This window comes from Thalassobacter stenotrophicus (assembly GCF_001458315.1).
GTDB lineage: Bacteria > Pseudomonadota > Alphaproteobacteria > Rhodobacterales > Rhodobacteraceae > Thalassobacter > Thalassobacter stenotrophicus.
The window spans coordinates 208,217-232,547 of sequence record NZ_CYRX01000025.1; the positions used below are offsets into that span (position 1 = coordinate 208,217).

22 protein-coding genes are annotated in these 24,331 nt (G+C 60.4%); 10 read left to right on the forward strand and 12 right to left on the reverse strand.

The window, feature by feature from the left end:
- The first annotated feature begins 88 nt into the window (after nucleotides 1-88).
- The 3 genes from THS5294_RS08120 (at nucleotide 89) to der (ending at nucleotide 3,641) form a co-directional block, all read left to right on the forward strand.
- Nucleotides 89-736 carry a tetratricopeptide repeat protein gene (locus tag THS5294_RS08120; RefSeq protein ID WP_058123468.1) on the forward strand — a complete coding sequence of 216 codons (648 nt, stop codon included), beginning with the start codon at nucleotides 89-91 and terminating at the stop codon, nucleotides 734-736.
- 73 nt (nucleotides 737-809) lie between these two features.
- On the forward strand, nucleotides 810-2,114 hold the full coding sequence (locus THS5294_RS08125; RefSeq protein WP_058123363.1) for a PQQ-like beta-propeller repeat protein: 1,305 nt from the start codon (nucleotides 810-812) through the stop codon (nucleotides 2,112-2,114).
- 54 nt (nucleotides 2,115-2,168) lie between these two features.
- The gene (der, locus tag THS5294_RS08130; RefSeq protein ID WP_038006487.1) at nucleotides 2,169-3,641 is read left to right on the forward strand and encodes a ribosome biogenesis GTPase Der; all 1,473 of its coding nucleotides are present in this window, start codon (nucleotides 2,169-2,171) and stop codon (nucleotides 3,639-3,641) included.
- A gap of 436 nt (nucleotides 3,642-4,077) precedes the next feature.
- Here der and THS5294_RS18705 read toward each other — a convergent pair whose 3' ends face one another.
- From THS5294_RS18705 to THS5294_RS08180, 11 genes are all read right to left on the reverse strand, one after another.
- Entirely contained in the window at nucleotides 4,078-4,209 is a 132-nt protein-coding gene (locus tag THS5294_RS18705; RefSeq protein ID WP_268873758.1) for a hypothetical protein, read from the reverse strand.
- Nucleotides 4,210-4,277: 68 nt separating this feature from the next.
- Nucleotides 4,278-4,640, reverse strand: a complete 363-nt coding sequence (gene grxD, locus THS5294_RS08135) for a Grx4 family monothiol glutaredoxin (protein ID WP_038006488.1) — start codon at nucleotides 4,638-4,640, stop codon at nucleotides 4,278-4,280.
- Nucleotides 4,640-4,912, reverse strand: coding sequence for a hypothetical protein (locus THS5294_RS08140; protein WP_038006489.1), 273 nt, complete (start codon nucleotides 4,910-4,912; stop codon nucleotides 4,640-4,642). Before THS5294_RS08140 ends, grxD begins: the two co-directional genes overlap by 1 nt.
- Nucleotides 4,909-5,145, reverse strand: a complete 237-nt coding sequence (locus THS5294_RS08145; protein ID WP_058123364.1) for a BolA family protein — start codon at nucleotides 5,143-5,145, stop codon at nucleotides 4,909-4,911. Before THS5294_RS08145 ends, THS5294_RS08140 begins: the two co-directional genes overlap by 4 nt.
- A gap of 199 nt (nucleotides 5,146-5,344) precedes the next feature.
- Nucleotides 5,345-7,504: a phosphoribosylformylglycinamidine synthase subunit PurL gene (purL, locus tag THS5294_RS08150; protein ID WP_058123365.1), complete on the reverse strand. Its 2,160-nt coding sequence runs from the start codon at nucleotides 7,502-7,504 to the stop codon at nucleotides 5,345-5,347.
- A gap of 75 nt (nucleotides 7,505-7,579) precedes the next feature.
- Nucleotides 7,580-8,206 carry a DUF1638 domain-containing protein gene (locus THS5294_RS08155; RefSeq protein WP_058123366.1) on the reverse strand — a complete coding sequence of 209 codons (627 nt, stop codon included), beginning with the start codon at nucleotides 8,204-8,206 and terminating at the stop codon, nucleotides 7,580-7,582.
- Entirely contained in the window at nucleotides 8,197-8,745 is a 549-nt protein-coding gene (locus THS5294_RS08160; protein WP_058123367.1) for a thioredoxin family protein, read from the reverse strand. Before THS5294_RS08160 ends, THS5294_RS08155 begins: the two co-directional genes overlap by 10 nt.
- Before the next feature lie 6 nt (nucleotides 8,746-8,751).
- On the reverse strand, nucleotides 8,752-9,456 hold the full coding sequence (locus THS5294_RS08165) for a cobalamin B12-binding domain-containing protein (RefSeq protein ID WP_058123469.1): 705 nt from the start codon (nucleotides 9,454-9,456) through the stop codon (nucleotides 8,752-8,754).
- A 146-nt stretch (nucleotides 9,457-9,602) separates the two neighbouring features.
- A complete protein-coding gene (gene bmt, locus THS5294_RS08170; RefSeq protein WP_058123368.1) occupies nucleotides 9,603-10,625 on the reverse strand; it encodes a betaine--homocysteine S-methyltransferase in 1,023 nt (340 codons plus the stop codon).
- An 84-nt stretch (nucleotides 10,626-10,709) separates the two neighbouring features.
- The gene (locus THS5294_RS08175) at nucleotides 10,710-12,659 is read right to left on the reverse strand and encodes a phosphatidylglycerol lysyltransferase domain-containing protein (protein ID WP_058123369.1); all 1,950 of its coding nucleotides are present in this window, start codon (nucleotides 12,657-12,659) and stop codon (nucleotides 10,710-10,712) included.
- 299 nt (nucleotides 12,660-12,958) lie between these two features.
- Nucleotides 12,959-13,273: a DUF1476 domain-containing protein gene (locus THS5294_RS08180; protein WP_038006495.1), complete on the reverse strand. Its 315-nt coding sequence runs from the start codon at nucleotides 13,271-13,273 to the stop codon at nucleotides 12,959-12,961.
- Nucleotides 13,274-13,447: 174 nt separating this feature from the next.
- On the opposite strand from THS5294_RS08180, the gene purC reads away from it, so the two are divergent.
- The 7 genes from purC (at nucleotide 13,448) to THS5294_RS08215 (ending at nucleotide 22,918) form a co-directional block, all read left to right on the forward strand.
- Nucleotides 13,448-14,209, forward strand: a complete 762-nt coding sequence (gene purC, locus THS5294_RS08185; protein ID WP_038006496.1) for a phosphoribosylaminoimidazolesuccinocarboxamide synthase — start codon at nucleotides 13,448-13,450, stop codon at nucleotides 14,207-14,209.
- Nucleotides 14,210-14,220: 11 nt separating this feature from the next.
- A complete protein-coding gene (purS, locus tag THS5294_RS08190; RefSeq protein ID WP_038006497.1) occupies nucleotides 14,221-14,451 on the forward strand; it encodes a phosphoribosylformylglycinamidine synthase subunit PurS in 231 nt (76 codons plus the stop codon).
- A 58-nt stretch (nucleotides 14,452-14,509) separates the two neighbouring features.
- Nucleotides 14,510-15,547, forward strand: coding sequence for a zinc-binding dehydrogenase (locus tag THS5294_RS08195; RefSeq protein ID WP_038006498.1), 1,038 nt, complete (start codon nucleotides 14,510-14,512; stop codon nucleotides 15,545-15,547).
- Between the two features lie 12 nt (nucleotides 15,548-15,559).
- Nucleotides 15,560-16,225, forward strand: a complete 666-nt coding sequence (gene purQ / locus THS5294_RS08200; RefSeq protein ID WP_058123370.1) for a phosphoribosylformylglycinamidine synthase subunit PurQ — start codon at nucleotides 15,560-15,562, stop codon at nucleotides 16,223-16,225.
- A 90-nt stretch (nucleotides 16,226-16,315) separates the two neighbouring features.
- Entirely contained in the window at nucleotides 16,316-18,088 is a 1,773-nt protein-coding gene (locus tag THS5294_RS08205; RefSeq protein ID WP_082644977.1) for a sensor histidine kinase, read from the forward strand.
- Between the two features lie 21 nt (nucleotides 18,089-18,109).
- Nucleotides 18,110-19,438 carry a sigma-54-dependent transcriptional regulator gene (locus tag THS5294_RS08210; RefSeq protein WP_058123371.1) on the forward strand — a complete coding sequence of 443 codons (1,329 nt, stop codon included), beginning with the start codon at nucleotides 18,110-18,112 and terminating at the stop codon, nucleotides 19,436-19,438.
- A 468-nt stretch (nucleotides 19,439-19,906) separates the two neighbouring features.
- Nucleotides 19,907-22,918: an Rne/Rng family ribonuclease gene (locus tag THS5294_RS08215; protein ID WP_058123372.1), complete on the forward strand. Its 3,012-nt coding sequence runs from the start codon at nucleotides 19,907-19,909 to the stop codon at nucleotides 22,916-22,918.
- A 67-nt stretch (nucleotides 22,919-22,985) separates the two neighbouring features.
- On the opposite strand, the gene THS5294_RS08220 is transcribed toward THS5294_RS08215, so the two are convergent.
- Nucleotides 22,986-24,326 (reverse strand): M48 family metalloprotease, encoded by a 1,341-nt coding sequence (locus tag THS5294_RS08220; protein ID WP_058123373.1) that lies wholly within the window; start codon nucleotides 24,324-24,326, stop codon nucleotides 22,986-22,988.
- Between the last annotated feature and the right edge of the window lie 5 nt (nucleotides 24,327-24,331).

A 24,331-nucleotide genomic window follows, 5' to 3' on the forward strand; every position in this document is an offset into this window, starting at 1 on the left:
CCTTGGCATCCTTATGCCGGCTGGGCTAAATGCGAGATGAGGATCGGGTGGCCCAAGGGGCTGTCTCGTGGCGTTTGGGGAGCAGATCATGTCCAATACAGACAGTTTTATCGAAGAAGTCACCGAAGAGGTGCGCCGCGACAAGCTGTTTGCGCTGATGCGTAAATGGGGCTGGCTTGCGGGATTGATCATTTTTGGCCTCGTTGGCGGGGCAGCATATAATGAATGGAGCAAGGCGCGCGCCCAAGCGCAGGCGCAGGCCTTTGGGGACGCGGTTTTGGCCGGGCTGGCCGGGGATGCAAACCCAACCTTGCTAGAAGAATTGCCCACCGCCGACGCGAACCAAGAGCTGGTCAAGACCTTGCTGTTGGCCAGCACAGGGGCGGTGGATGGGGCTGATCGTGCTGAAACGGCTGCGGCTCTACAAGCCTTGGCCGAGACGGATGGCCTGCCGCCGCTGTATCGCCAATTGGCACTGTTAAAGGCGCAGATGTCGGGCGGCACCGGTGACGGGGCACGGGACACACGCATTCTTGAAGAATTGGCCACACCGGGCACGCCGTTCCGCCCGCTGGCGATCGAGCAACAGGCTTTGCGTCAGCTTGAGGCGGGCAATGCTTCTGGTGCGATCACATTGTTGCAACAACTGCTAGAAGAGCCGGGCGCGACAGACACCTTGCGCCGCCGTGCGTTGCAGGTGATTGTTGCACTTGGGGGCAACCCAACACCTGCATAACGCAGTATCGGGGGTCACACCCGGGGATGAAACCGCCGCGTGACGGCAAAGACGACGAACCGAGGGCACAGGCATGAAACACGTAGCGATCCTAGGGGTGGCCTTGGTGCTGATGTCGGCATGCTCACAGCGTGCCACGATCCTGCCGGGCACACGCGAACCGGTGCGGGCGGATACGGCCGTAGCGCTCAGCCAAGAGGCCCTTGCGCAGGTGCAGGCCACAACGCTTCCGGCGGCTCAAACCATTGATGCTTGGCCTGTGCGGACTGGCTCTGCGGCAGGGGTGATGCCCCATGCCGCGCTGTCATCTACGCCCGAACGCGTCTGGTCGGTTGGGATCGGCAAAGGCAATGGGCGCCGCACGCTTTTGACGGTTGATCCTGTCGCAGCGGATGGTCGGATTTTTGCGATGGATGCAGAGGGCGCAGTCACGGCCGTGTCTGAGGCCGGTGATGTGCTTTGGCGCGCTGATCTGACCCCTGCGTATGAGCGTGATGGCGATGCATCGGGCGGTGGGCTTGGGCTGCACGATGGTGTGCTCTACGCGACCACGGGATTTGGTAATTTTCACGCGCTGGACCCTGAGACGGGGGCAGAGCAATGGGTGCAACGTCTTGATGCGCCGCTGACCTCACCCACGTTTGGTGGTGGGTTCGCCTATCTGGTTAGCCGCGATAGCCGGGCTTGGGCGATTGATTTGAGCGATGGCCGCATCCGCTGGGAATTGCCCGGCGCGCCGGTTGTTGCAACACTTGCAGGTGCGCCTGCACCCGCTTTGACGGATCGTTTGGTTATTTTTCCGCTTGGTTCGGGTGAGTTGATTGCCGCCCTGCGTCAGTCCGGCATCCGCGTTTGGGGCAGCACCGTTGCCGGCAACCGCCGTGGCGTGGCCTATAGCAACCTGTCGGACATCGCGTCTGATCCCGTGGTCGCGGGCCGCACGCTGTACGCGGGCACGCCAGCGGGCCGCATGGTTTCGATGGATGCGTTCTCGGGCGCCCGCAACTGGACAGCGACCGAGGGTGCGCTGAGCCCGGCACTGCCCGTGGCGGGTTCGGTCTATTTCGTGACTGACCGCAACCAACTCGTCCGCCTTGATGCCGAAACAGGCGCGCAAATCTGGGCCGCTGATCTGCCTTTCTTTGCGGCCAATCGCCTGAACCGCCGCAAAACCGTTTACGCCCACTTTGGGCCTATCCTTGCGGGCGGACAGGTGTGGCTGGCCGCAACGGACGGTGTTTTGCGCGGATTTGACCCCGAAACTGGGGCCCAGACCCACGAAAGCGACATTCCCGGTGGCGGCGCGTCCCGTCCGATTGTGATGAACGACACGCTCTATGTGCTGGGTGGTCGCGGGACTTTGCACGCCTACCGTTGAGATCGCCGCAGGAGTGGGGTAAGGGCGGGGTCTTATTCCTGCAGTGAGTCCATCATGTCTCTGACCCTCGCCATTGTCGGCCGCCCCAATGTGGGTAAATCGACCCTGTTTAACCGCCTTGTGGGCAAACGTCTTGCGTTGGTCGATGACCAGCCGGGTGTGACCCGCGACCTGCGTGAAGGTGAGGCACGGCTCGGTGATCTGCGCTTTACCGTGATCGACACGGCAGGCCTAGAAGAGGCGACCGACGACAGCCTGCAGGGGCGCATGCGCCGCCTGACGGAGCGCGCGGTTGAGATGGCCGATGTTGCGCTGTTCGTGATTGATGCTCGCGTGGGCGTGTCGCCTGCGGACGAAGTGTTTGCCGACATTCTGCGCCGCAAAGGGGGCACCGTTTTGCTCGCTGCCAACAAGGCGGAGGGCCGTGCCGCTGAGGCCGGTCTGCTAGAGGCATATGCGCTTGGTCTCGGGGAGCCGCTTGCCTTGTCGGCTGAGCACGGTGAGGGGATGGCCGAGTTGGCCGGCATGCTGCGTCCGCTGATTGAGGCCGCCGAAGAAGCTGCCGAAGTTGATGAGACCGAGACAGATGTCGAGATTGATTGGGACATTGAAGACGGCGAAGAGCTGCCCGATTTCGCCCCAACCGTAAAGAAGCCGTTAAAAATCACGGTTGTAGGGCGGCCGAACGCAGGCAAATCAACACTGATTAACAAAATCATCGGTGAAGAGCGTTTGCTGACCGGTCCTGAGGCGGGGATCACGCGTGATTCTATCGCGCTGCCTTTCGATTGGGACGGTGTCCCAATGCGGATTTTCGACACCGCCGGTATGCGTAAGCGCGCCAAGGTCGTGGAAAAGCTCGAAAAGCTTTCGGTGTCCGACGGGTTGCGTGCGGTCAAGTTTGCGGAGGTTGTTGTTGTTCTGCTGGACGCGGAAATTCCGTTTGAACAACAGGACTTGCGTATCGCCGATCTGGCCGAACGTGAGGGCCGTGCCGTTGTTGTGGCTGTGAACAAATGGGACATCGAGCCAAACAAACAAGAAAAGCTGCGCGACCTGAGAGAGCAGTTTGAGCGTCTCTTGCCGCAGCTGCGGGGCGCGCCGCTTGTGACAGTTTCGGCCAAGACTGGGCGTGGGTTAGACCGGCTGCAACAGGCCATCATGAAAGCCCATTCGGTTTGGAACCGCCGCGTCAGCACATCGCAATTGAACCGCTGGCTCACGGGCATGGTTGAGGCGCACCCGCCCCCCGCGCCACAAGGAAAACGTATTAAACTCCGCTACATGACCCAGGCAAAGACCCGTCCGCCGGGCTTTGTGGTGATGTGTTCGCACCCTGACAAAATGCCCGCAAGCTATACGCGTTACCTTGTTAACGGTCTGCGTGAGGATTTTGATATGCCCGGCACACCTGTACGGTTGTTCCTGCGGTCGCAGTCGGATGCTAACCCCTTCAAAGGCAAGACAAGATCGACGCCGTCACGTTTGCGCAAGCACCTTGGCAAAGGCCGCGCGGACGAAAGATAGGGCTCAATGCGGTCGGGCAGCTGAGTAACCTTGGTAAAGAAGAAAAATGCCCGACTTAGAGGTTCATTAAGCATGAGGGGCTAGGCCTGTGGCAGTGATTGACTGCCGCGACTGAGGGAGCCCCCATGCGTGCCTTTTTACTACTTGGATGTATGTTTCTACTGGCGTGGCCTGTGCAGGGTGCGGCGTCTCTAATCCAGCCTGACGTTGGTGCGAGTTGGCAGGTGCCTGACCCTTTCTCAGTTACCAAAAAACGTGGTCGTGCGGAATTGGTCCGGAAGGGACGGGGGGCTGATGCTAAACCGGTCGCCCACCATTCAGTGAAGCATTACGCGCAGCGGCCTGCGGGAGTTGATCGTTTAGGCGCGGGGAAATGGGGGCTGGCAAAGGGGCTCATCTTTTCGGATAGCCACCGAAAAGGGATATCGCTGATCGGTCAGATCCAGCTCTTGCCACCACCCGACGGGCCGTTTTCGGCACCATCGCCGTGGAATTTCGGTGTGGTTCGGGTGATTGCAGCAGTCGTTGTGGGCGTGTTGGGATTAACCACGATCGGACTTTTGGCCACGCACAAACCCGTTCGGTATCGTCGCCGAAAACGCGGGCCATATACACGGCCCGCGCACAGCCCACATGCTAGGCGTTGGCTTCGCGAATCTTATCCGCAGCCTCTTTGTTGAAGGTCACGCCGTTTTCTTCCAGCATGCTGTCCAACTCACCCGACAGGGTCATCTCGGTGATGATATCGCAGCCGCCCACGAACTCACCTTTGACATAAAGCTGAGGGATTGTTGGCCAGTCGGAAAAGTCCTTGATGCCTTGGCGGATATCTTCGTCCGCAAGCACGTTCACATCGGTATATTCAAGGCCCATAAAGTTGAGCACACCGGCCACGCGGCTGGAAAAACCGCACTGGGGCATGGACTTGGTCCCCTTCATGAACAGTACAACGTCACTGCTTTTGACCAGTTCTTCGATCTTGGTGTTGGTGTCAGACATCAGTCGTTCCTCTCATTTGGTCCGTCTTGGGACGCATCCTTTGGCACAAAGGCCTTTGCATATTCCTGCGGGTCTTTGGGGACCCGGATTGTCGTAGAATGGCCACCGCCACCGCCGCCCGAAGCATAGTTAACGTCGATTAAGGTGTCGCCACGGCCCGGATCGATCCCGCGCTTTGACTTGTGTTCGGTGCGCACGGCTTGAACGGCGCGGGCGGCCAGTAGGACCAGCACGAGAACGCTCATGCCTGCCAGAAGGCCGCCAAGTGTCATTCTGGTGCTTTTGTGGTTAACGCCAGAGCATGCAGCTCCCCGGAGGGGCCGTCCATTTTGCCTTTGAGCGCGGCATAAACGGCGCGCTGCTGTTGTACGCGGTTTTTGCCCTTGAAAGAGGCATCAACGACCATGGCGGCCATATGCACGCCGTCATCGCCCTGCACTTCGATGGTCGCGTCGGGAAAACTCTCACGCAGTAGGCTTTCAATTTCATGGGCTTGCATTGGCATGTGCGGTCTCCGGATGTTGCCTGCCCTAGATGTAGATGGGCAAGCGCGGCCCCGCAAGGGGATGGGGCGCGACTTCCGGCGCGGGTGGGGCCATATACGGATAAAAAACCGTGACCCCAAAGCCGGGAAACGAATGAGTGGCCTGCAACTGCTGATGGAGTAGGGCGCACCGCCTAAAGGCGCGCCCGAGTATGCTGTGTTAAGCGAAAGTAGCCGCGAACGTAGTGCGATACACCTCAGCGAGTTCGGCCAGCGGGACACTGGTGCCACCAAGGGTCACGTCGCTGCCCGCGAAGCGGCCAACTGTCGTGAGCGGAACCCCGGCTTGAGCTGCGGCAACCATCAAAGCTTCGGCCTTGTCGAAGGAGCAGGCGATCAAGTATCGAGCTTGGTCTTCTCCGAACAAGGTCGGGGTATCGCTCGCGTCCAATGTCACGCCAACGCCGCTGGCTTCCGCCAACTCAAATGCCGCCATCGCGAGGCCACCATCGGACAAATCGGTACACGCATTGATGTTCGCGGCGTTGTCGAGGATGAACTGACCATTGCGCGCCTCGGCCTCTAGGTCGACGTGGGGCGCATCGCCGTCTTCACGGTTAAACACCTCAGCCAAAAGGGCGGATTGCCCCAAATGACCCGTCGTTTCACCGACCAAGATCGCCATGTGGCCTTCGCGGACATCACCGAGGATCGCATCGTCGAGCGAGTTGAGCAGACCCACAGCGCCAATCGTAGGCGTGGGCAAAATCCCTTGACCGTCGGTTTCATTATAAAGCGACACGTTACCCGAAACGATGGGCATGTCGAGCGCGGCGCAGGCGGCACCGATCCCTTTGATCGCGCCCACAAATTGGCCCATGATCTCGGGCTTTTCGGGATTGCCGAAGTTCAGGTTGTCGGTGCTGGCCAGCGGTTTGGCGCCCTTTGACACAAGGTTGCGATAGGCTTCGGCGACGGCTTGTTTGCCGCCTTCTTCGGGGTTGGCTTTGACGTAGCGCGGCGTCACGTCAGAGGTGAACGCCAGCGCCTTGTCGGTGCCATGCACCCGGATCACGCCCGCGCCTGTGCCTGGAAGGCAGGCACTGTCGGCCATGACCATAGTGTCGTATTGCTCAAATACCCAGTTGCGGGCGCAATAGTTGGGGGATGCCAAAAGCGCCTTGAGGCCATCAATTGGGTCGATCCCGGGCACATCCTCCAACGGTTCAGCGGCTGGTGTGGGCACCCAAGGGCGGTCATATTCAGGGGCCGAGGACGCCAGCTTTGACAGCGGCAGATCAGCCTTAGTTTCACCGTTATGCATGATCAAGAAACGGTCTTCGGCGATAGTTTCACCCACGATCGCAAAGTCGAGGTCCCATTTGTCGAACACGGCCTTTGCCTCGGCCTCAAGCTCAGGCTTGAGAACCATCAGCATCCGCTCTTGGCTTTCGGAGAGCATCATTTCGTAGGCCGTCATTGCGTTTTCGCGGACGGGCACGCGCTCTAGGTCGAGGCGGACGCCAAGCCCGCCTTTATCGCCCATTTCAACGGCCGAGCAGGTCAGACCCGCAGCGCCCATATCTTGGATTGAGATAACAGCGCCGGTTGCCATCAACTCTAGCGTGGCTTCCATCAGGCGTTTTTCGGTGAATGGGTCACCGACCTGAACCGTTGGGCGTTTTTCTTCGATCGTGTCGTCGAACTCAGCCGAGGCCATTGTCGCCCCGCCAACGCCGTCACGCCCGGTTTTCGCGCCCAAATATACCACTGGCATTCCTACGCCGGAGGCTGCCGAGTAAAAAATCTTGTCCGCATCCGCGAGGCCCGCGGCGAACGCGTTCACCAGGCAGTTGCCGTTATAAGCTGCGTGGAACCGGACTTCGCCGCCAACGGTTGGCACGCCAAAGCAGTTGCCGTAGCCGCCGACGCCTTCGACGACGCCGTGAACCAATTGGCGGGTTTTATGGTGTGCGGGTTCGCCAAAAGATAGCGCGTTCATCGCGGCAATCGGGCGGGCGCCCATTGTGAACACGTCCCGCAGGATGCCGCCAACGCCGGTCGCAGCACCTTGGTAGGGTTCAATGTAGGACGGGTGGTTGTGGCTTTCCATCTTGAAAACAACGGCTTGGCCGTCGCCAATATCCACGATGCCAGCGTTTTCACCGGGGCCACAAATGACTTGGGGGCCCTCGGTGGGCAGGGTGCGCAGCCATTTCTTGGAGGATTTGTAGGAGCAATGCTCATTCCACATCGCCGAGAAAATACCTAGCTCGGTGAAGGTCGGCGCGCGGCCGATGATGTCCAGAATGCTGTCGTATTCGTCGGGCGTAAGGCCGTGGGCTGCGATCAGGTCTGGGGTGATGGCTGGCTCTTGCATGTCGGCTCCCGCGTCTGTGTGCGGGCCTTCTAAACCGGGCGTGGCCCGAGGGAAAGGGGCAAGCGCATCCAGCTTCTAAAGTGCGCGCAGAACAGGGTCCAAATCGCCATAGCCGGTAAAGCGCCGCTCAAACCGCAGCCCAAGGCGGTCGGCACAGATTTGCGCCTTTTTTGTTAGCTCGGGATCGTCGGTTTGGGCCTGATATACGAGCGTTTCATAGTGGGCGAAGTACATTTCGCGCAGTTCGGGGTGGTGATCGAGGCCAAGGGGCTTGGTCACAAAAGCGTCGAATTGGCGCACAAGGAAGTCCGTCAAGTAGAAGGCCGTGAACTCTTCGCGGGCGGCAAAAGCGGCGTTGCCCTCAAAAAAGCTGTAGCAATGGGGGCCCTCGATCATCTCAACCCCAAGCTCGGCACAGGCCTTTTGCAGCATCCCGCCAGTGCCGCAATCCGCATAGACAACCAAGATCGTCTCATACCCGGCGCGGTGTTTTTCCACGGCCGCACGCACAGCATCGGGGATGCGGTCCGGTGTGTTGTGCAGGATTGCAGGCAGGCAGTGCAGATCCATGTGATCCCACCCGTTGGCATCGCGCAGGTCGATCAGCTCACGCGCCAAAGCCCCGCAGGCCAACAGCAGAATGCGGCCCGCGCCCTTGGCGGTGAGCCCGTGATCGGTCAGTGCATCATCATCTAACGCCATTTGAGTGAACATCCCATTGAAGCGATTTGATCCCGTGGCCCGGTGCCCGTATCCGCGATTTGGAGCATGGCATCGCGCAGTTCCGGACGGCGTGGGGCATTGGCCCCGTGTCCGCCATCATCTAGCCGCCCGCGGTACTGCAACGCGCCGATGGCGTTAAAGCCAAAAAAGTCGGGCGTGCAGACGGCCCCGAACGCGCGCGCAACCGATTGATCCGTATCCACGAGATAAGGAAAGTCGAAGCCATGCCTTTGGGCAAAAGTGGCCATCTTGTCCGGAGTATCTGCGGGGTAGGTGTCATAGTCATTGGACATGATCGCCGCGACGCCCACGCCCTGTCCCTGAAGGGCATTTAGGTCCATCGCAAGCCGCTCTGCGATGCAAATAACATAGGGGCAGTGATTGCAAATGAATGCGACCAATAAGCCGCCGGGGCCCATAAGGTCCCGGCTGTCGTATAATTTTCCGCTTGGATCGCTGAGTGCGAAGCGCGGGGCGGGCCAGCCAAAGTCGCAGACAGGTGTATCTGCCAGCGCCATTGCGCCTTAGCCTGCGGCCATTTGGTTGTGCTTGCGCGCGACCCATTCCTTGGCCGTTTCGACGGCGACAGCCGCATCACGGCAGTAAGCGTCCGCACCGATGGCCTTGCCGAATTCCTCGTTCAAAGGCGCACCCCCCACGAGGACGATGTAATCGTCGCGGATCTGCTTTTCGACCATCGTGTCGATGACGACCTTCATATAGGGCATTGTCGTGGTCAGCAGGGCGGACATGCCAAGGATGTCGGGCTTTTCGGCTTCGAGCGCCTCAAGGTAAGTCTCAACAGCGTTGTTGATGCCTAGGTCGACAACCTCAAAACCCGCGCCTTCCATCATCATGGATACGAGGTTTTTGCCGATGTCGTGAATGTCACCTTTAACGGTGCCAATAACCATTTTGCCGACGCGGGGCGCGCCGGTTTCGGCCAGAAGCGGCTTGAGGATGAACATCCCACCCTTCATGGCATTCGCGGCCAGCAAAACCTCTGGCACAAACAAGATACCGTCGCGGAAATCGTTTCCGACAACGGTCATGCCGCCCACCAAAGCCTCGGTCAGAATGCGGTAAGGGGCCCATCCGCGTTCCAGCAGAATTTCAACGGCTTCCTCAATCTCTTCCTTCAGGCCATCGTACAGGTCGTCGTACATCTGTTGGACGAGTTCATTGTCATCCAGTTCACTCAGGATGATGTCATCTTCTTGTTCAGACATGGCGCGGTCTCCCCCTAGCGCGATTGGGTCAGGTTCGGTGTGCCGGAGTGTCGCAGAAACGACGCTCTCGTTTGCGACATTGCCCGTTCTCGCACCGACGCTTTCGGTCATTTTGATGTGTATTTCATGCTTTCCGTCACGCCAACTTAGGCGCGGCGGCGGCGGCGTGTGGGTCGCGGCTGGGGCGTTGTGTCTGCGTTGGTGCCGTCGCTTTCGGATGAAAACCCACCCAAGGCCTGCGCGATGGCGTCCATGTCCGGCGCGTCGCTTTTGGGCTGTGTTTCAAGTGCTTGGCGCATGGCGCGCAGGTGTTCGGGCATGGTCCCACAGCAGCCACCAATGATGTGCGCGCCACTGTCGCGGGCCATTGTTGCATAGGTGGCCATCACTTCGGGCGTGCCGTCGTAGTGGATGTGCCCATCATGGTATTTGGGGATGCCTGCGTTGCCTTTGGCGATGATCGGGCGGGTCGTGCCGGTGGCCGCAAACCCTTGGACGGTTCGTAGCAAGTCCGATGCGCCAACCCCACAATTTGCACCGAATGCCACGGGTGGATGGTCCAATTTTTCGACCATCGCTGCCATCGCGTTTGAGGTCATGCCCATCATTGTGCGTCCTGCGGTGTCAAAGCTCATGGTGCCGCACCACGGCATACCGGCCAGTTTCGCGGCCTCGGCGGCAGCGGCGTATTCCTCGGGGGCCGAGATCGTCTCAACCCATAAAACGTCTGCGCCGCCTTCCTTCAGGCCCTCTGCCTGTTCATGGAACATCTCGACCGCGTCTGCGTGGGTGAGGGGGCCGAGGGGGGCCATGATTTCGCCCGTTGGCCCCATTGAACCCGCAACGATTACTGTCCGCCCGGAGGCATCTGCGATGTCACGGCCAATTTCAGCTGCGATGCGCGACAGTTCACGGGCGCGGTGGCCTGCGTCGTGCAATTTAAGCCGCGCTCGGTTGCCACCGAATGAGTTGGTCAAAAAGATATCCGAACCCGCATCGACCGCGCCGCGATAAAGCGTGCGGATATTTTCTGGGTGTGTTTCGTTCCACAACTCGGGCGCATCACCAGATTGCAGCCCCATGTTGAATAGGTTCGTGCCGGTCGCACCATCCGCCAAAAGCCAGTCGCGTTCGGACAAAAGTGTGGTGAAGGCATTGCGGTCGGTCATGGGGGAGGGCTTTCTAAATACGTCGGCGTTGGCCGTGCCTGCCATGCACCACATCATGCATCAAGTGCATATTGTGCATGATTATTATGAGTTAGGTTGGGATTGGGTGTGAGGGCGGCTTTGGGAAGTGGGCCGCAAAGCCTTACCGATCTCAAAACACCCAAGCAGCAATCCGCCGGGTCCCTTTACCATCAAGTACCGAGGTGTCCACAAAGGTGCAAAGCTGTTTTTGAATTGCAACAAGCCGCGCGCGCCGGGTGATCGTTTGTGCGCCCAATTAAAAATACGGGCCGTGATACCCTTTGCTGAAGGCGCATGAAATGGCACGCAATCGAGCGAAAGTTGGGCGATGTTTTGATCGGCGGCATCAGTGATTGCTGTGCAAATAAGCGCGTGCATCGTCCCATCGGGGCAAGTTTTGGTGTGCCGCACTAGGTCCAGCATCCAGCCCCTTTCGGTCACGTGAAAACTGACGAAGGCGATCAAAGCCCCCTTGTGGTGTGCGGTATACACACGCTGGGCGCGCAGCAGTTGCGGCGCGAAACGGCCCATGGATAGTCCGCGTTCCCCGCCGTGATCCTTGGCCCATTCTTGCGCAACGTTCGTCATTTCCCGCATGGGCAGGTTTTGGGCGTGGGTGATGACCACATCGGCTTTGGTCACATGGCGCAGTTTGCGGCGCAGTTGGCGGTGGCTTGGCCCCGAGAGGTCAAATTGCGCGGGCAAAACAATCGCCTCTGCGCCAAGGGGCAGTTGCCACCATCCGGATGTTCGGAGCTGAGATGCCAAGGCTTGGGGCGCCTTATACACCACCGCCGGCACGCCGGCTTCGCGAGAGGCCACATCAAGCGCGGCGTCCATTTGCGTGTGGTTAGCCCCAAAGGGTGCTCCAATCGCTATCACTGCCTGATTGCCGCGATGCACCAGCCAGTGGCCTGTGTTGTCCGCGTTAGAAATGGCCTCACGACCCGGCTCAAACAGCAAGGCGGACAGGGGGTCGTGCGCGTTTCGGATTGTTGTTGTGTTGGGGGGGGTACCCGTCTTGCTTAGCCCGTGGCGCAGGACCTGCGGCGTATCGAGTGGGGCAAGCGCTTTGTCCGCGGGCCACAGGACATGACCGGCAGCGAGCATCGCGGGCAGGACATAATATGTCAGGCGAAAGCCGACGATTGCGGCCAAGACGGCTGGTGCGGCCTCGGGCGGGGTCATGCTAAGTAGTGTCAGCTCAAACGCGCCGAACCCGCCGGGTGTGCCGGACATGATCCCGCACCCAAGCGCCAGCAAGAACGCAGGGATCAACAACGCGAACGACAGGTCCACGTCAGGCGGCAACAAAACATAGAGCGCCCCCGCCGCCGCAATCGTGTCAATCGCGGCCCAGAGCACCAATGCCAAAAGCGTTGGTAGTCCGGGTATGGTTATCTGACGGCCAAACACTGTGAACCGTGGCAAAAACAAAGAGGCACCGCACAAGGCCAAGGCCAGCGGCCCCACGATCCAACCGATCCACGCCACATCGCCTGCCAAAGTGGGCAGCGTTGCAAAGGCGATCAGAGTTGTGATTGCCCAGCCGAACAAAAAGCCCGCAGTCACAAGGCCTGTGATCGACATTGCCCGACCGGGGTGATCTTGTCCCGGCATGCCGGAGCGTAACAATCGCCAGCGCACCAATGATCCGGTCACCACGCCTAGGCCCAACATTTGCGCCAAGGCGGTCGCCGATGCGCCGGAGGCCAGGACGCGACCACGGGGCAGGCCCGTGCCCAGCAATCGATGCGCAATGAGGTCATACTGGGCCACAGCACGAAAGCTGATCACGGTTAGGGCCATCGATGTGGCCCATGCCAACGGGCTGATCTGCGCCAAGGCGTCGCGCACCTGTACAAGGTCGAAATCGGCCAGCTTTTGGGCGAGCAGCACTACCATGACGCCGCCGATGATCAGCGGCAGGATCTGTTTCAGGCTGAGCGAGAGGCTAGGCCGCGCACGGGTTCGCGCGGCTGGTGTCGCCTGCGTCGTTCGGGGATGTGCCATACAGTCTGTCTCCGCCCAAAGCCCGTGAACCGGTGCGAGGGATATCAAAAGCCCCATCATCGGGAAGGGCATACGGGCATTCGCGCGTCTGGAACCGCAAAGCGGCAGCATCAGTGTGGCGCGAGGAAAGTCGTGGCGGATTCTCCGCCGACCGATCGCACAACCACTGCAATGGGTGAGTGTGAAACAGTGATTTGCCGAACCCACCGTCGAAAGTGGGCTGGCCAATGATCGGTTTCACAGTGTTAGCAGCAGGCGCCTACTAATTCGTTAATTTTCGCGTGCACCTGAGGCGTTTTCTAGGCGTCTTTCATGATCTGGGCTTTTGCCTCGGCCAGGCACTCGGCCATTTTGGCGCGAATGGTGGCCTCATCGGCTTTGCCACCCAAGTCCCCAGACACCTTGCGAAAGACGTCTTCGTGGCCGGCTTCTTCAAAGTCGGATTTCACGACTTCTTGGGCATAGGTTTCGGCGGCGGCGCCCTCTAAGCCCATCAAACCTGCGGCCCACAGGCCCAGCAGCTTGTTGCGCCGTGCGTCTGCTTTGAATTGCATCTCAGCATCATGGGCGAACTTGTTTTCAAAGGCGTTTTCGCGATCGTCAAACGTGGTCATGGTGAACTCCTGGCTCTATCCCCATTTTTCTTATCTTAATATGGGCGTAACCCCCCTCACATTGCAAGCGTGCCACATGCCGCAGGTGCGCCATAGACGCCATGCGCGCGGGCAAAGCCTTGCGGTAGGCAAGCGCATGGCGTAAGCGGTGCGCACATTATCCCGGAGGCCACCATGGCACGTCGCAAGCTCATCTACGAAGGCAAAGCCAAGATCCTGTACGAGGGTCCGGAGCCGGGCACGCTGGTCCAGTATTTCAAGGATGACGCCACCGCGTTCAATGCCGAGAAAAAGGCAGTGATCGAGGGCAAGGGGGTTTTGAACAACCGCCTGAGCGAATTCTTTATGACGGGCCTGATGCAGATCGGAGTGCCAACGCACTTTATCAAACGCCTCAACATGCGCGAGCAGTTGATCCGTCAGGTGGAAATCATCCCACTTGAGGTCATCGTGCGCAACTTTGCGGCCGGAACAATCGCCAAGCGCCTCGGCCTTGAAGAAGGCACGCCACTGCCGCGTCCGATCATCGAGTTTTGCTACAAAGACGACGCGCTGGGTGACCCGCTGGTCTCGGAGGAGCATATCGCCGCCTTTGGCTGGGCCTCGCAGCAGGACCTAGATGACATGGTCAGCATGGCCCTGCGGGTCAACGACTTTATGTCCGGTCTTATGCTGGCTGTTGGCATCCGGCTTGTGGATTTCAAAATCGAGATCGGCCGTGCGTGGGACAACGATTTCATGCGTCTGATTTTGGCGGATGAAATCTCGCCCGATAGCTGCCGCCTGTGGGACATCGAGACGGGTCAAAAGCTCGACAAAGACGTGTTCCGTCGTGATCTTGGCGATTTGGCGGACGCTTACACAGAAGTTGCGCGCCGTTTGGGCGTGCTGCCCACCAATGCGCCTGCGCCCAGCAAGCCTACGCTCATCAATTAAGGAGTGGCCGAATGAAAGCCCGCGTAACTGTTATGTTGAAAAACGGTGTTCTGGACCCGCAGGGAGAGGCAGTGCGCTCGGCGCTGGGCAATCTCGGTTTTGCGGGTGTTGAGGGCGTGCGCCAAGGCAAGTTGATCGAACTTGATCTGGCGGATGGCACCTCTGAGGCGGACATTAACGACATGTGCGAAAAGCTTTTGGCCAACACGGTCATCGAAAGCTACAGCGTAGAGCTGGCCTAAGGTTTGGTCCGGGGCGCGCTGCGTCCCGACCGTATCTGAGCGTATCGGGAGGGAAGACATGCGCGCAGCGGTATTGAGGGAATACAACGCCCCGTTGTCCATTGAGACTGTGGCTGATCCTGCCTGTCCCGATGACGGTGTGGTTTTGAAAGTCGAAGCCTGCGGTGTGTGCCGCTCTGACTGGCATGGCTGGGTGGGGGAACACCCCAAGGTCAAGCCGGGTCAAATTGGCGGCCACGAATACTGCGGCGAAGTGATCGAGGCCGGCCCTCGCGCAAAACACAAAGTGGGCGATATGGTTGTGGCGCCCTTCATTCTGGCCTGCGGCTCTTGCCCGTCGTGCCAGTCGGGCGCGCAGAATACCTGCCCAAACCAACGCTTGCCGGGCTTTGTTGAGCCGGGCGCGTTTGCCGAATACGTCGCGGTTCCGTTCGATCACAACCTGTCGCTCCTGCCCGAAGGCTTGTCCGCTACGGTTGCCGCCGGTCTTGGCTGCCGTGTGACGACGGCTTGGCATGGTCTGACCGGGCGCGCCGGATTGCAAACCGGCGAATGGCTCGCGGTGCATGGCACTGGTGGGGTAGGGCTGTCGGCCTTGATCCTTGGCCAAGCGCTGGGCGCGCGGGTCATTTGCGTTGATGTCGTCCCTGAAAAGCTTGAGCACGCCAAATCCCTCGGGGCGGAGCATGTCATTGACGCCCGCGACGGCGACGTTGGCGCGCGGATCAAAGAGCTTACGGGCGGTGGTGCGCAGGTCTCGATGGAGGCTCTTGGCATCCCGGCGACCGTTAACAGCTCGCTCGAATGTCTGGCCCCCTTGGGACGGCACATCCAACTGGGTCTGCCCACCGGTCATACCGCTACGATGGAGGTCAACATGGCCGCTATCTATCAAGGCAACCTCGCGGTTTATGCCTCGCGCGGGATGCCCAGCTGGCGGTACCCGTCCTTGCTGGACCTGATCACTCGCGGGGCTGTCGATATGTCCCCGCTCATTGCGCGTGAAATCGGCTTGTCCGAAACCTCGCGCGAACTTGCTGCGTTTAACGGTCCAACGTCTCCGGGCGTGGCCGTGATTACCGATTTCACCGCCTAAAGGAACCCGCCCATGAAAGCCGCCGTCCTCGTTTTCCCTGGCTCAAACTGTGACCGGGATCTTGCCGTTGCCCTGAGGGGTGCGGGCTTTGATGTTGAGATGGTTTGGCACAAGGAAACCGCGCTCCCGAAGGTGGATGTTGTCGGTGTGCCAGGTGGTTTTTCCTACGGGGATTACCTGCGGTGCGGCGCGATTGCGGCCCAGTCGCCGATTGCCACGGCACTCAAGGCCCATGCTGAGGCCGGCGGCTACGTGATGGGGGTCTGTAACGGGTGCCAAATCCTTGCGGAAACGGGTCTGTTGCCCGGCGCACTTTTGCGTAATGCGGGCCTGAAATACATCTGCAAAACCGTACCATTGGTGGTCGAGACTGCTGACAGCGCCTTTACCAGCGGCTACGCGCAGGGCGACACGATCGACATTCCGATCGCGCACCACGATGGCAATTACACCGCGGATGCCGACACGCTTGCGATGCTCAAGGCTGAGGACCGGATTGCCTTTACCTACGGCGATAACCCCAACGGGTCGGACGCGGATATCGCAGGTATCCTCAGCGCGAACCGCCGCGTATTGGGCATGATGCCCCACCCAGAGCGGCGCGCAGAGGCCGTGCATGGCGGGACCGACGGTGCGGCGATGTTCACAGGCCTCGCAGACGCGCTCGTCAGCGCATAAGGTCCAGCGGGCCTGCCACACAATCAGCGCAAAGTCGCGCGTGATGCGCGCGACGCTTGAGCCTTGGGCGGCCGCAAGGTACCTTAGGGTATGAGCGCGCTCCCACCCCCTGATGCTGCACAACCCACCGGCCCCAAGCCGCGTTTGCCCGCTTCGCAACGCGCGCTGATCGTGGGTGTTGTGATGTTGGCGGCGATTGTGGTGTGGGTCTCGAACCAAGTTTTGACGCAGCGGTTCACAGAAACGACCAAGCAACGGACCGAGGTGCGCCAAGCACTCTATACCGGGGCAATCCTATCGGAATTGCAGCGCCATACGGTTGTGCCGCTGTTGCTGTCGCGCGATCCGACCATGATCTCGGCCCTCAACACGCAGGACTATACCAATACCTCGCAGCGGTTGATTTCCTACGTTGATGAGATCGGGGCGGCCTCTATTTTGATGCTCGACATGGATGGGCGCGCGGTTGCGTCCTCAATCCGTGAACAACTGGGCACGATCCATCGCAACCAACCCTACATGGTTGAGGCGCTTCGCTCGGACGGGACGGTTTTCACCATTACGCCGCTGGAAAGTGGCGGCTATGAGTTCAGCTTTTCGCGCCAAATCCGGGATGCAAACGCGCCCCTTGGGGTGATCCAGGTCAAGGTTGATCTGGCCAAGTTTGAAACCCGTTGGCGCGGGGCCTCCGAGGCGGTTGTGGTCACGAATTCCGAAGGCACCGTCATCCTTTCGACCGAGCCGCGTTGGCGGGGCCTGTCCACTGAGTTAGCGCTTGAGGAAATTTCGGCGCCCTCTGCCATTGCTCGCGCGATTGAGGCGACAGCACGGTGGGCGCCCTATGTCGACCGGGCCTATTTCTCGGGTGATGCCATCATGGAACTTGAGGCGCGCATCCCGTTCCGAGGCTGGCGTTTGACGACCTTCACGACCTACGATTCCGTGCGCGAGCGGGTGAATGCGGTGTTGGCATTGCAGATCATGGCGTTTGCGCTGTTGCTCGCAGGTACCTTCTACATGCTGAGCCGCCGGGCACAGTTCCGGTCGCTGCTGTTCCAGCGTGAAAGCGCAGAGTTGCGCCGTCTGAACGACCGTCTGAGCCGGGAAATCGCGGAGCGTAAAAAGGTCCAAGAAACTCTGAAGGAGGCGGAGCAAAGCCTCGCGCAGTCCTCTAAGCTCGCGGCCCTAGGGGAGATGTCTGCCGCCGTCAGCCATGAGTTGAACCAGCCCCTCGCGGCCATGAAAACCTACCTTGCGGGGGCGAAACTGCTGCTGCAACGCAAACGCCCCGAAGAAGCGATGTCGAGCTTTCAACGGATCGATGATCTGATTGAGCGGATGGGCGCGATTACTCGGCAGCTGAAAAGCTATGCGCGCAAGGGCGGTGAGGCGTTTGAACCTGTGGATGTGCGCGCCGCGATCTCGGGCGCGCTGACGATGATGGAGCCGCAGATCAAAGCGCACCGCGTCGTCCTCAGCCGCACCACGCCCGAGCGGCCCGTAATGATCATGGCGGATCGGTTGCGGCTTGAGCAGGTGATCATCAACCTTGTACGCAACGCGCTGGATGCGATGAAGGGCTCGGACACGCGGGAGTTGGATATCCTTCTGACGATGGGGGACAGCGCCGTTTTGGCCGTGCGGGATACGGGGCCCGGGATCGAAAACCTCGAAACATTATTTGAGCCATTTTATACGACGAAAAAGCCGGGGGACGGTGTTGGACTGGGGCTTGCGATCTCATCAGGGATCATCACAGACCTCGGCGGGCGGCTTTCCGCCCGCAATGGGGTCGACGGGGGCGCTGTGTTTGAAATCGTCTTGCCGATGCTAGAAAGTCGCGACGTTGAAGCCGCCGAGTAACGGCTGAGTAAGGGACACATTATGGGACACGCCGCAAAAATTGCGATTGTCGATGACGAACAGGACATGCGTCAGAGCATCAGCCAATGGCTGGCTCTGTCCGGGTATGAGACCGAAACCTATTCCAGCGCCGAAGACGCGCTCAAGGGGCTGGGGTCGGATTTTCCGGGTATTGTGATTTCGGACATCAAGATGCCGGGTATGGACGGCATGGCGTTCCTTAAGCGGTTGATGGGAATGGATTCCAGCCTTCCGGTCATCATGATTACCGGACATGGCGACGTGCCGATGGCCGTAGAGGCGATGCGCATGGGGGCCTATGATTTTCTGGAAAAACCGTTCAACCCGGACCGCATGTCGGATCTCGCCAAGCGCGCCTCAAACGCGCGCCGACTGACGCTTGATAACCGGGCACTGCGCAAGGAACTCTCGGACGGGACGGTCTTGATGCGCAAGCTGATTGGCTCTTCCCCCGCGATGGAGCGGCTGCGTGAGGATATCCTCGATCTGGGGCAGGCGGACGGCCACGTCCTGATCGATGGAGAAACGGGCACGGGCAAAACGCTGGTGGCCCATGCTCTGCATGCTGTTGGTCCGCGCCAGGGGAAAACGTTCTCGCTCATTTCCTGTGCGTCGCTCGCGGAGGACGCGTTGGAGGAGCGGCTGTTTGGGCCCTGCGCCGACGGGCTGCCCTTGGTCGAAGAGGCTCGGGGCGGAACACTGGTTCTTGAGGATATCGACGCGCTGCCCCACGCGCTACAGGCGCGGCTGCTGACGTTTATCAACGACCAAGGCGCCCCGGCCGAGACCCGGATCATCGCCATCGCAGGCGGGGCAGATCCTTCGAAGACCTGCGAAGAACACCTGCGGTCGGACCTTTATTTCAGGCTCGCGGCAATGCGGTTGGCTCTGCCGCCCTTGCGCCAGCGCGGCGAAGACATCTTGAGCCTGTTTACCCATTTCGCGGAACAATTTTCGGATGATTACGGTTCGGAGGCGCCCACGGTCACGGCCCAAGAGGCCGCGCAACTGCTGCAAGCGCCGTGGCCCGGCAATGTGCGCCAGTTGATCAATCTGGCGGAGCGCGCGGTGCTGCAACAGCGCCGTGGCACCGGGTCCATTGCCTCGCTTCTGATGGCCGATACTGAGGAAACGACGCTGCATGCGGTCTCGACCGAAGGCAAGCCGCTCAAGGAATACGTTGAGGCGTTTGAGCGGATGCTCATCGACAACACGATGCGGCGGCATCGGGGGTCTATCGCAAGCGTGATGGAAGAACTCAGCCTGCCGCGCCGAACTCTCAATGAGAAGATGGCGAAATACGGGCTCAGCCGGTCCAACTACCTCTGAGGTAGGTATCAATCGCGAATTTGGATTGTCTTTCCCCCAAGGTTAGCGCTAAGAGGGAAGTGTCGGCCATCGCATTTGCGCGGTGTCCTACACAAGAGATTCACTGTGACAGGACTGAGACGCCCGACTGCGCCAGCCCTGACACAGCTTGATAGCGGGCCGGAAACGGCCCACCCCGACTGCTCCGGCGCGCGACATACGTGTGCTAGGGCCCATAAACCGGACACGCCCGGCCTTGCTAGGATCGTGTCGGAGACAAACCGCGATGCAGAGCGCTGCAATACTACAACAGGCCCCCCCGACAGAGATAGCTCTGCCGCGCTTGGGCTTGCGCAGCTGCCGGATCGCCCCATCCAGACCTGATGCCGCACGAGCGGCCCCACCACCCTCGCGCGTTGGATCGATCCGTTCGATCACCCGACGCGGCAGGGCGGGACCCCCCTTTGCGGTGTCTTGCAGAAAGACACAATGGCTAAAAAAATGCTCATCGACGCCACCCATCCCGAGGAAACTCGGGTTGTCGTGGCAGACGGAAACAAGGTTGAGGAGTTCGACTTTGAATCCATGAACCGTCGCCAGCTTGCTGGCAACATCTACCTCGCAAAGGTGACGCGCGTTGAGCCGTCCTTGCAGGCAGCGTTCGTGGATTATGGCGGAAATCGCCACGGTTTCCTCGCGTTTTCGGAAATCCACCCCGATTACTATCAAATTCCTAAGGCGGATCGTGATGCGATCTTGGCTGAAGAACAGGCCGATGCAGAGGCCGCAGCGGAAGAAGACGAAAAGCCCGCCGCGAAGCCCAAGCGTGCGCGTCGTTCGCGGTCACGCAAGAAGTCGGACGAAAACGGCGATGTAACGGCCGAGGGTCAGGTAGACGCAGCCGAAGAGGGCGCTGAACAGCCCGCGCCGGAAGCCGTTGCCGATGATGCGCCTGCTGCTGAGGCGGAAGCCGTAGCAGAGGCTCCGGTAGAGGCTGCTGAAGCTCCGGTTGCTGAGGCCGAGGTTGAAGCGCCCGCGGCTGAGGCCAGCGAGGAAGAAGCCCCCGCTGAGGCAGCCGCCGACGGTGATGACACGCCCCCCACTTCAATCGCCGAAGACACCGGCATCGAAGACGCCGTAATCTCGCAGGACCCCGAGGATGCAGGCGGCAGCGATGCTGACGAAGCTCCAGCGGGCGACGTTGTCGCGGACCCCGAGCCAGTGGCTGAGACCGCACCCGAAGTGGCCGAGTCTGTGGCGGCTCCTGCCGAGACTGCACCCGAAGTGGTTGAGGCCGAAGCCTCGATTCCCGGCATGGACGTGGTCGAGCCTGACGAAGACACCGCTTCGGATGAGGTCATTTCAGACGACGCAAATCCCGTGGACACCCCGGAGGCCGCGCCCGCAGGTGAGCGCCCCAAGCGTGGCCGTCGCAAGTCGAGCGCTGCTGAAAAGGATAGCTCCGTCGAGACTGTGGCCGATGACGACGACGTCGAAGAGATCCGTCCGGTGCGCAAACCCCGCGCACGGCGCTACAAGATCCAAGAGGTCATCAAAGTCCGTCAGGTCATGCTGGTGCAGGTCGTCAAAGAAGAGCGCGGCAACAAGGGCGCGGCCCTGACGACGTACCTCAGCCTTGCAGGTCGGTACTGCGTCCTGATGCCGAACACCGCACGTGGTGGCGGCATTAGCCGCAAGATCACCAACGCGCCGGACCGCAAAAAGCTCAAAGAGATCGCCAATGAGATCGACGTGCCAAAGGGCGCGGGCCTGATCATTCGCACGGCAGGTGCCAAGCGCACCAAGACCGAGATCAAGCGCGACTACGAATACCTGCAGCGCCAGTGGGAGCAAATTCGCGCCCTGACGCTGCAATCCATCGCGCCCGCGCAGATATATGAAGAAGGCAACCTGATCCGTCGTTCGATCCGCGACTTGTACAACCGCGATATCGACGAGGTCATTGTTGAAGGCGAAGCAGGCTACCGCCACGCCAAAGACTTCATGAAGATGATCATGCCGTCGCACGCCAAAAACGTGAAGCACTACAACGAAGGCATGCCGCTGTTCGCGCGTCATCAGGTCGAAAGCTACCTGTCGGGGATGTTTAACCCCACGGTTCAGTTGAAATCCGGTGGCTACATCGTGATCGGCGTGACCGAGGCCTTGGTAGCGATTGACGTGAACTCTGGCAAAGCGACCAAAGAAGGCTCGATTGAGGACACCGCGACCAAGACCAACTTGGAGGCTGCCGATGAGGTGGCGCGCCAATTGCGTCTGCGCGACCTTGCGGGTCTGATCGTCATCGACTTCATCGACATGGATGAACGCCGCAACAACGCTGCTGTTGAAAAGCGGATCAAGGATGCGCTGAAATCTGACCGCGCCCGCATTCAGGTTGGCCGGATTTCGGGCTTTGGCCTGATGGAGCTGTCGCGTCAGCGCCTGCGTCCGGGCATGCTTGAGGCGACGACACAGCCGTGTCCCGCGTGTCACGGCACCGGTCTGATCCGCTCGGACGATAGCCTCGCGCTGTCGATCCTGCGCGCCTTGGAAGAAGAGGGCACGCGCAAACGGTCCCGCGAAGTGCTGTTGAAGCTGCCGGTTGATGTGGCCAACTACATAATGAACGACAAGCGTGAGCATCTTGCGATGATCGAGGCGCGTTATGCGATGGCCGTGCGTATCCAAGCCGACCCGCATCTGATCGCCCCGGATTACACCCTCGAAAAGTTCAAGACCGCCACGCGCGTTCTGCCCAAGATTTCGAGCAACGTTGTGTCGATGGACTCCGCTTTGATGGATGAGATCGATGACGCGGATGTGGTTGATGAGACCGCCGCTGAGACCGAAGCCACTGAGGCAAACGGTGAGAGCACGTCAAACCCAACGCCTGAGGCTACAGACGGCGAGGGCGCACCCAAGAAGCGCCGCCGTCGCCGGTCGCGTCGTCGTAAGAGCGGCAATGGGGATGAGACATCGGGCACAGAGACCGAGGGTCAGCAGGATGCGCCTGCAGCTGAGGGGGAGGCCCAAGAAGCTCCCGTCGAGCCCGCGGCAGACCCCGCACCCGAGGCTGAGGCCGAGGAAAAGCCCGCCAAGAAGCGGCGGACACGGTCGCGTCGCAAAAAGACGGACACGCCTGTGGATGAGGCGGGCGAAGCAGCACCGCAAGAGGCCGCAACACCAGCTGAACCTGCTGCGGCTACGGACACAGCTGTAACGCCTGAGCCTGCGGTTGACACTCCGGTCGAAACCCAAGCAGAGGCCCCAGTGGCTGAAAAGCCCAAGGCGAAAAAGCGCGTGCGCGCCAAAGCTCCGGCCCCTGTCGTGGCTGCGGTTGCGGACGTGGCTGACGTAGTGTCGGAGCCCGTCGCGGAGGACGAGCCTCAGGTCAGTGTGGAACTGGTCGAGGCGATTGCGGCACCTGAACCCACGCCGGAGGCCCCTAAAGAGGCGCCAGCGCCTAAGCGCCGTGGTTGGTGGTCCAAGAAAAGCTAAGACTGCGTTCTTGGGTCTATGACCTTCGCTTACATTCTAAGCCCCGTGCGCCATCTGCGTGCGGGGCTTATTTATTTGCGACACCGGCCTGTTTGGCGGCGGATAGAACGTCTTGGGCGCGCAGCCATCCTGATGAGCCTTGCGGCAATAGCCCTGCGGCCCGTTGTGCATGGGTCGCGGCATCCTTGAACCGGCGCAGGATTGCATACCGTTCCGCCGTGGCGACTGAGGCCAAACCGTTCTGCCCCGCGCGCGCATGGGCCAGTGCCAGATCGCGCAAAAGGCCGGGGTCAAACGCATCGCGTCCACGCGCCTCGGTCAGGACCTGCAAGGCCTGCGCATTGCTGCCGGCCGTATCCGCACCCAAAAGCGCGCGGCCCAGCCCGCGCAGGATCAGCGGCTCACGTGGGCGTAGCTCAATCGCTCGCCTATAGGATGCGATGGCGGCGTCCACACGGCGGGACTCAAGCAGTATCTGCCCCTTCAACTCATGATAAAACGGATCGTTCGGGCGCATCCCGATCACCCGATCGATGGTTTCAAGTGCGCGGCTTGTGTCAGGCTTGCGGTGGTAGGCGACGGCCCGGCGCATCGTGGCGATTTCGTCAGTGTCGTTGCGCACTCGGCGCAGGGTCCAACTGGGTGCGCGAGAAAAAGCCGACAATTTGCCCACTGCGCGCGCATACCAATAGGCGGTTGTGGGGTTGGTCTGTACATCACCCGTGGTGCCTGCGGCAAACGCCTCCACCGCGCGCAGCCTGTCGCGGGTTAGGGGGTGGGTGACGGCATAGGGGTCTTGGCGACCCCGGCTCAGCGCCTCTTGGCCGCGAAAAATGTCCAGCACGTCAACCATCGCTTTTGGGTCCACGCCCGCTTGGCGCATATAGCGTAGGGCGGCTTGGTCGGCAGAGGCTTCCTCGGCCCGGGTGTGGGCGAATAGCGCGCGCTGCGCGGCACTGCCCGCCCCAATCGCAAGGCCTGCTGCCGCATCGCCTGAACCGCCAGCTGCCGCGGCGGCCGCAGCCAACAAAAGGCCCAATTGTGCCGCCGTACTGGCCGCCCCAATGTTGGACCTACGACGTGAGATATGGCCATTGGCGATATGCGCAGCCTCATGGGCAATGACGGCCTGCACCTTGGCGGGGGTATCGAGCTTTAACAGCAACCCTGAGTGGAAAAAGATCGATTTGTTGTCGACCACGAACGCATTGAGCGAGCTATCAAGGATTACGAAAATGCGTGTGCTAGACGGCAGGCCCGCTGCCTGAAGGATCGGTTGGGCCACCTGTTGCAGGGCGTATTCGATCTCTGCGTCTCGCACGAGGGTTTGCGCCGCCGCGATCATCGGTGCGAACGCGAATGTCAGGGCCAAAGTTGCCCGTGCCGCCCATCGTTGCAGTGTCACCATTGACC

Excerpts from the sequence above, each read along its gene's own strand:
- THS5294_RS08120 (WP_058123468.1), top strand. The coding sequence starts at position 89 with ATGTCCAATACAGACAGTTTTATCGAAGAAGTCACCGAAGAGGTGCGC.
- THS5294_RS08125 (WP_058123363.1), top strand. The coding sequence starts at position 810 with ATGAAACACGTAGCGATCCTAGGGGTGGCCTTGGTGCTGATGTCGGCA.
- der (WP_038006487.1), top strand. The coding sequence starts at position 2,169 with ATGTCTCTGACCCTCGCCATTGTCGGCCGCCCCAATGTGGGTAAATCG.
- grxD (WP_038006488.1), bottom strand. The coding sequence starts at position 4,640 with ATGTCTGACACCAACACCAAGATCGAAGAACTGGTCAAAAGCAGTGAC.
- THS5294_RS08140 (WP_038006489.1), bottom strand. The coding sequence starts at position 4,912 with ATGACACTTGGCGGCCTTCTGGCAGGCATGAGCGTTCTCGTGCTGGTC.
- THS5294_RS08145 (WP_058123364.1), bottom strand. The coding sequence starts at position 5,145 with ATGCCAATGCAAGCCCATGAAATTGAAAGCCTACTGCGTGAGAGTTTT.
- purL (WP_058123365.1), bottom strand. The coding sequence starts at position 7,504 with ATGCAAGAGCCAGCCATCACCCCAGACCTGATCGCAGCCCACGGCCTT.
- THS5294_RS08155 (WP_058123366.1), bottom strand. The coding sequence starts at position 8,206 with ATGGCGTTAGATGATGATGCACTGACCGATCACGGGCTCACCGCCAAG.
- THS5294_RS08160 (WP_058123367.1), bottom strand. The coding sequence starts at position 8,745 with ATGGCGCTGGCAGATACACCTGTCTGCGACTTTGGCTGGCCCGCCCCG.
- THS5294_RS08165 (WP_058123469.1), bottom strand. The coding sequence starts at position 9,456 with ATGTCTGAACAAGAAGATGACATCATCCTGAGTGAACTGGATGACAAT.
- bmt (WP_058123368.1), bottom strand. The coding sequence starts at position 10,625 with ATGACCGACCGCAATGCCTTCACCACACTTTTGTCCGAACGCGACTGG.
- THS5294_RS08175 (WP_058123369.1), bottom strand. The coding sequence starts at position 12,659 with ATGGCACATCCCCGAACGACGCAGGCGACACCAGCCGCGCGAACCCGT.
- THS5294_RS08180 (WP_038006495.1), bottom strand. The coding sequence starts at position 13,273 with ATGACCACGTTTGACGATCGCGAAAACGCCTTTGAAAACAAGTTCGCC.
- purC (WP_038006496.1), top strand. The coding sequence starts at position 13,448 with ATGGCACGTCGCAAGCTCATCTACGAAGGCAAAGCCAAGATCCTGTAC.
- purS (WP_038006497.1), top strand. The coding sequence starts at position 14,221 with ATGAAAGCCCGCGTAACTGTTATGTTGAAAAACGGTGTTCTGGACCCG.
- THS5294_RS08195 (WP_038006498.1), top strand. The coding sequence starts at position 14,510 with ATGCGCGCAGCGGTATTGAGGGAATACAACGCCCCGTTGTCCATTGAG.
- purQ (WP_058123370.1), top strand. The coding sequence starts at position 15,560 with ATGAAAGCCGCCGTCCTCGTTTTCCCTGGCTCAAACTGTGACCGGGAT.
- THS5294_RS08205 (WP_082644977.1), top strand. The coding sequence starts at position 16,316 with ATGAGCGCGCTCCCACCCCCTGATGCTGCACAACCCACCGGCCCCAAG.
- THS5294_RS08210 (WP_058123371.1), top strand. The coding sequence starts at position 18,110 with ATGGGACACGCCGCAAAAATTGCGATTGTCGATGACGAACAGGACATG.
- THS5294_RS08215 (WP_058123372.1), top strand. The coding sequence starts at position 19,907 with ATGGCTAAAAAAATGCTCATCGACGCCACCCATCCCGAGGAAACTCGG.
- THS5294_RS08220 (WP_058123373.1), bottom strand. The coding sequence starts at position 24,326 with ATGGTGACACTGCAACGATGGGCGGCACGGGCAACTTTGGCCCTGACA.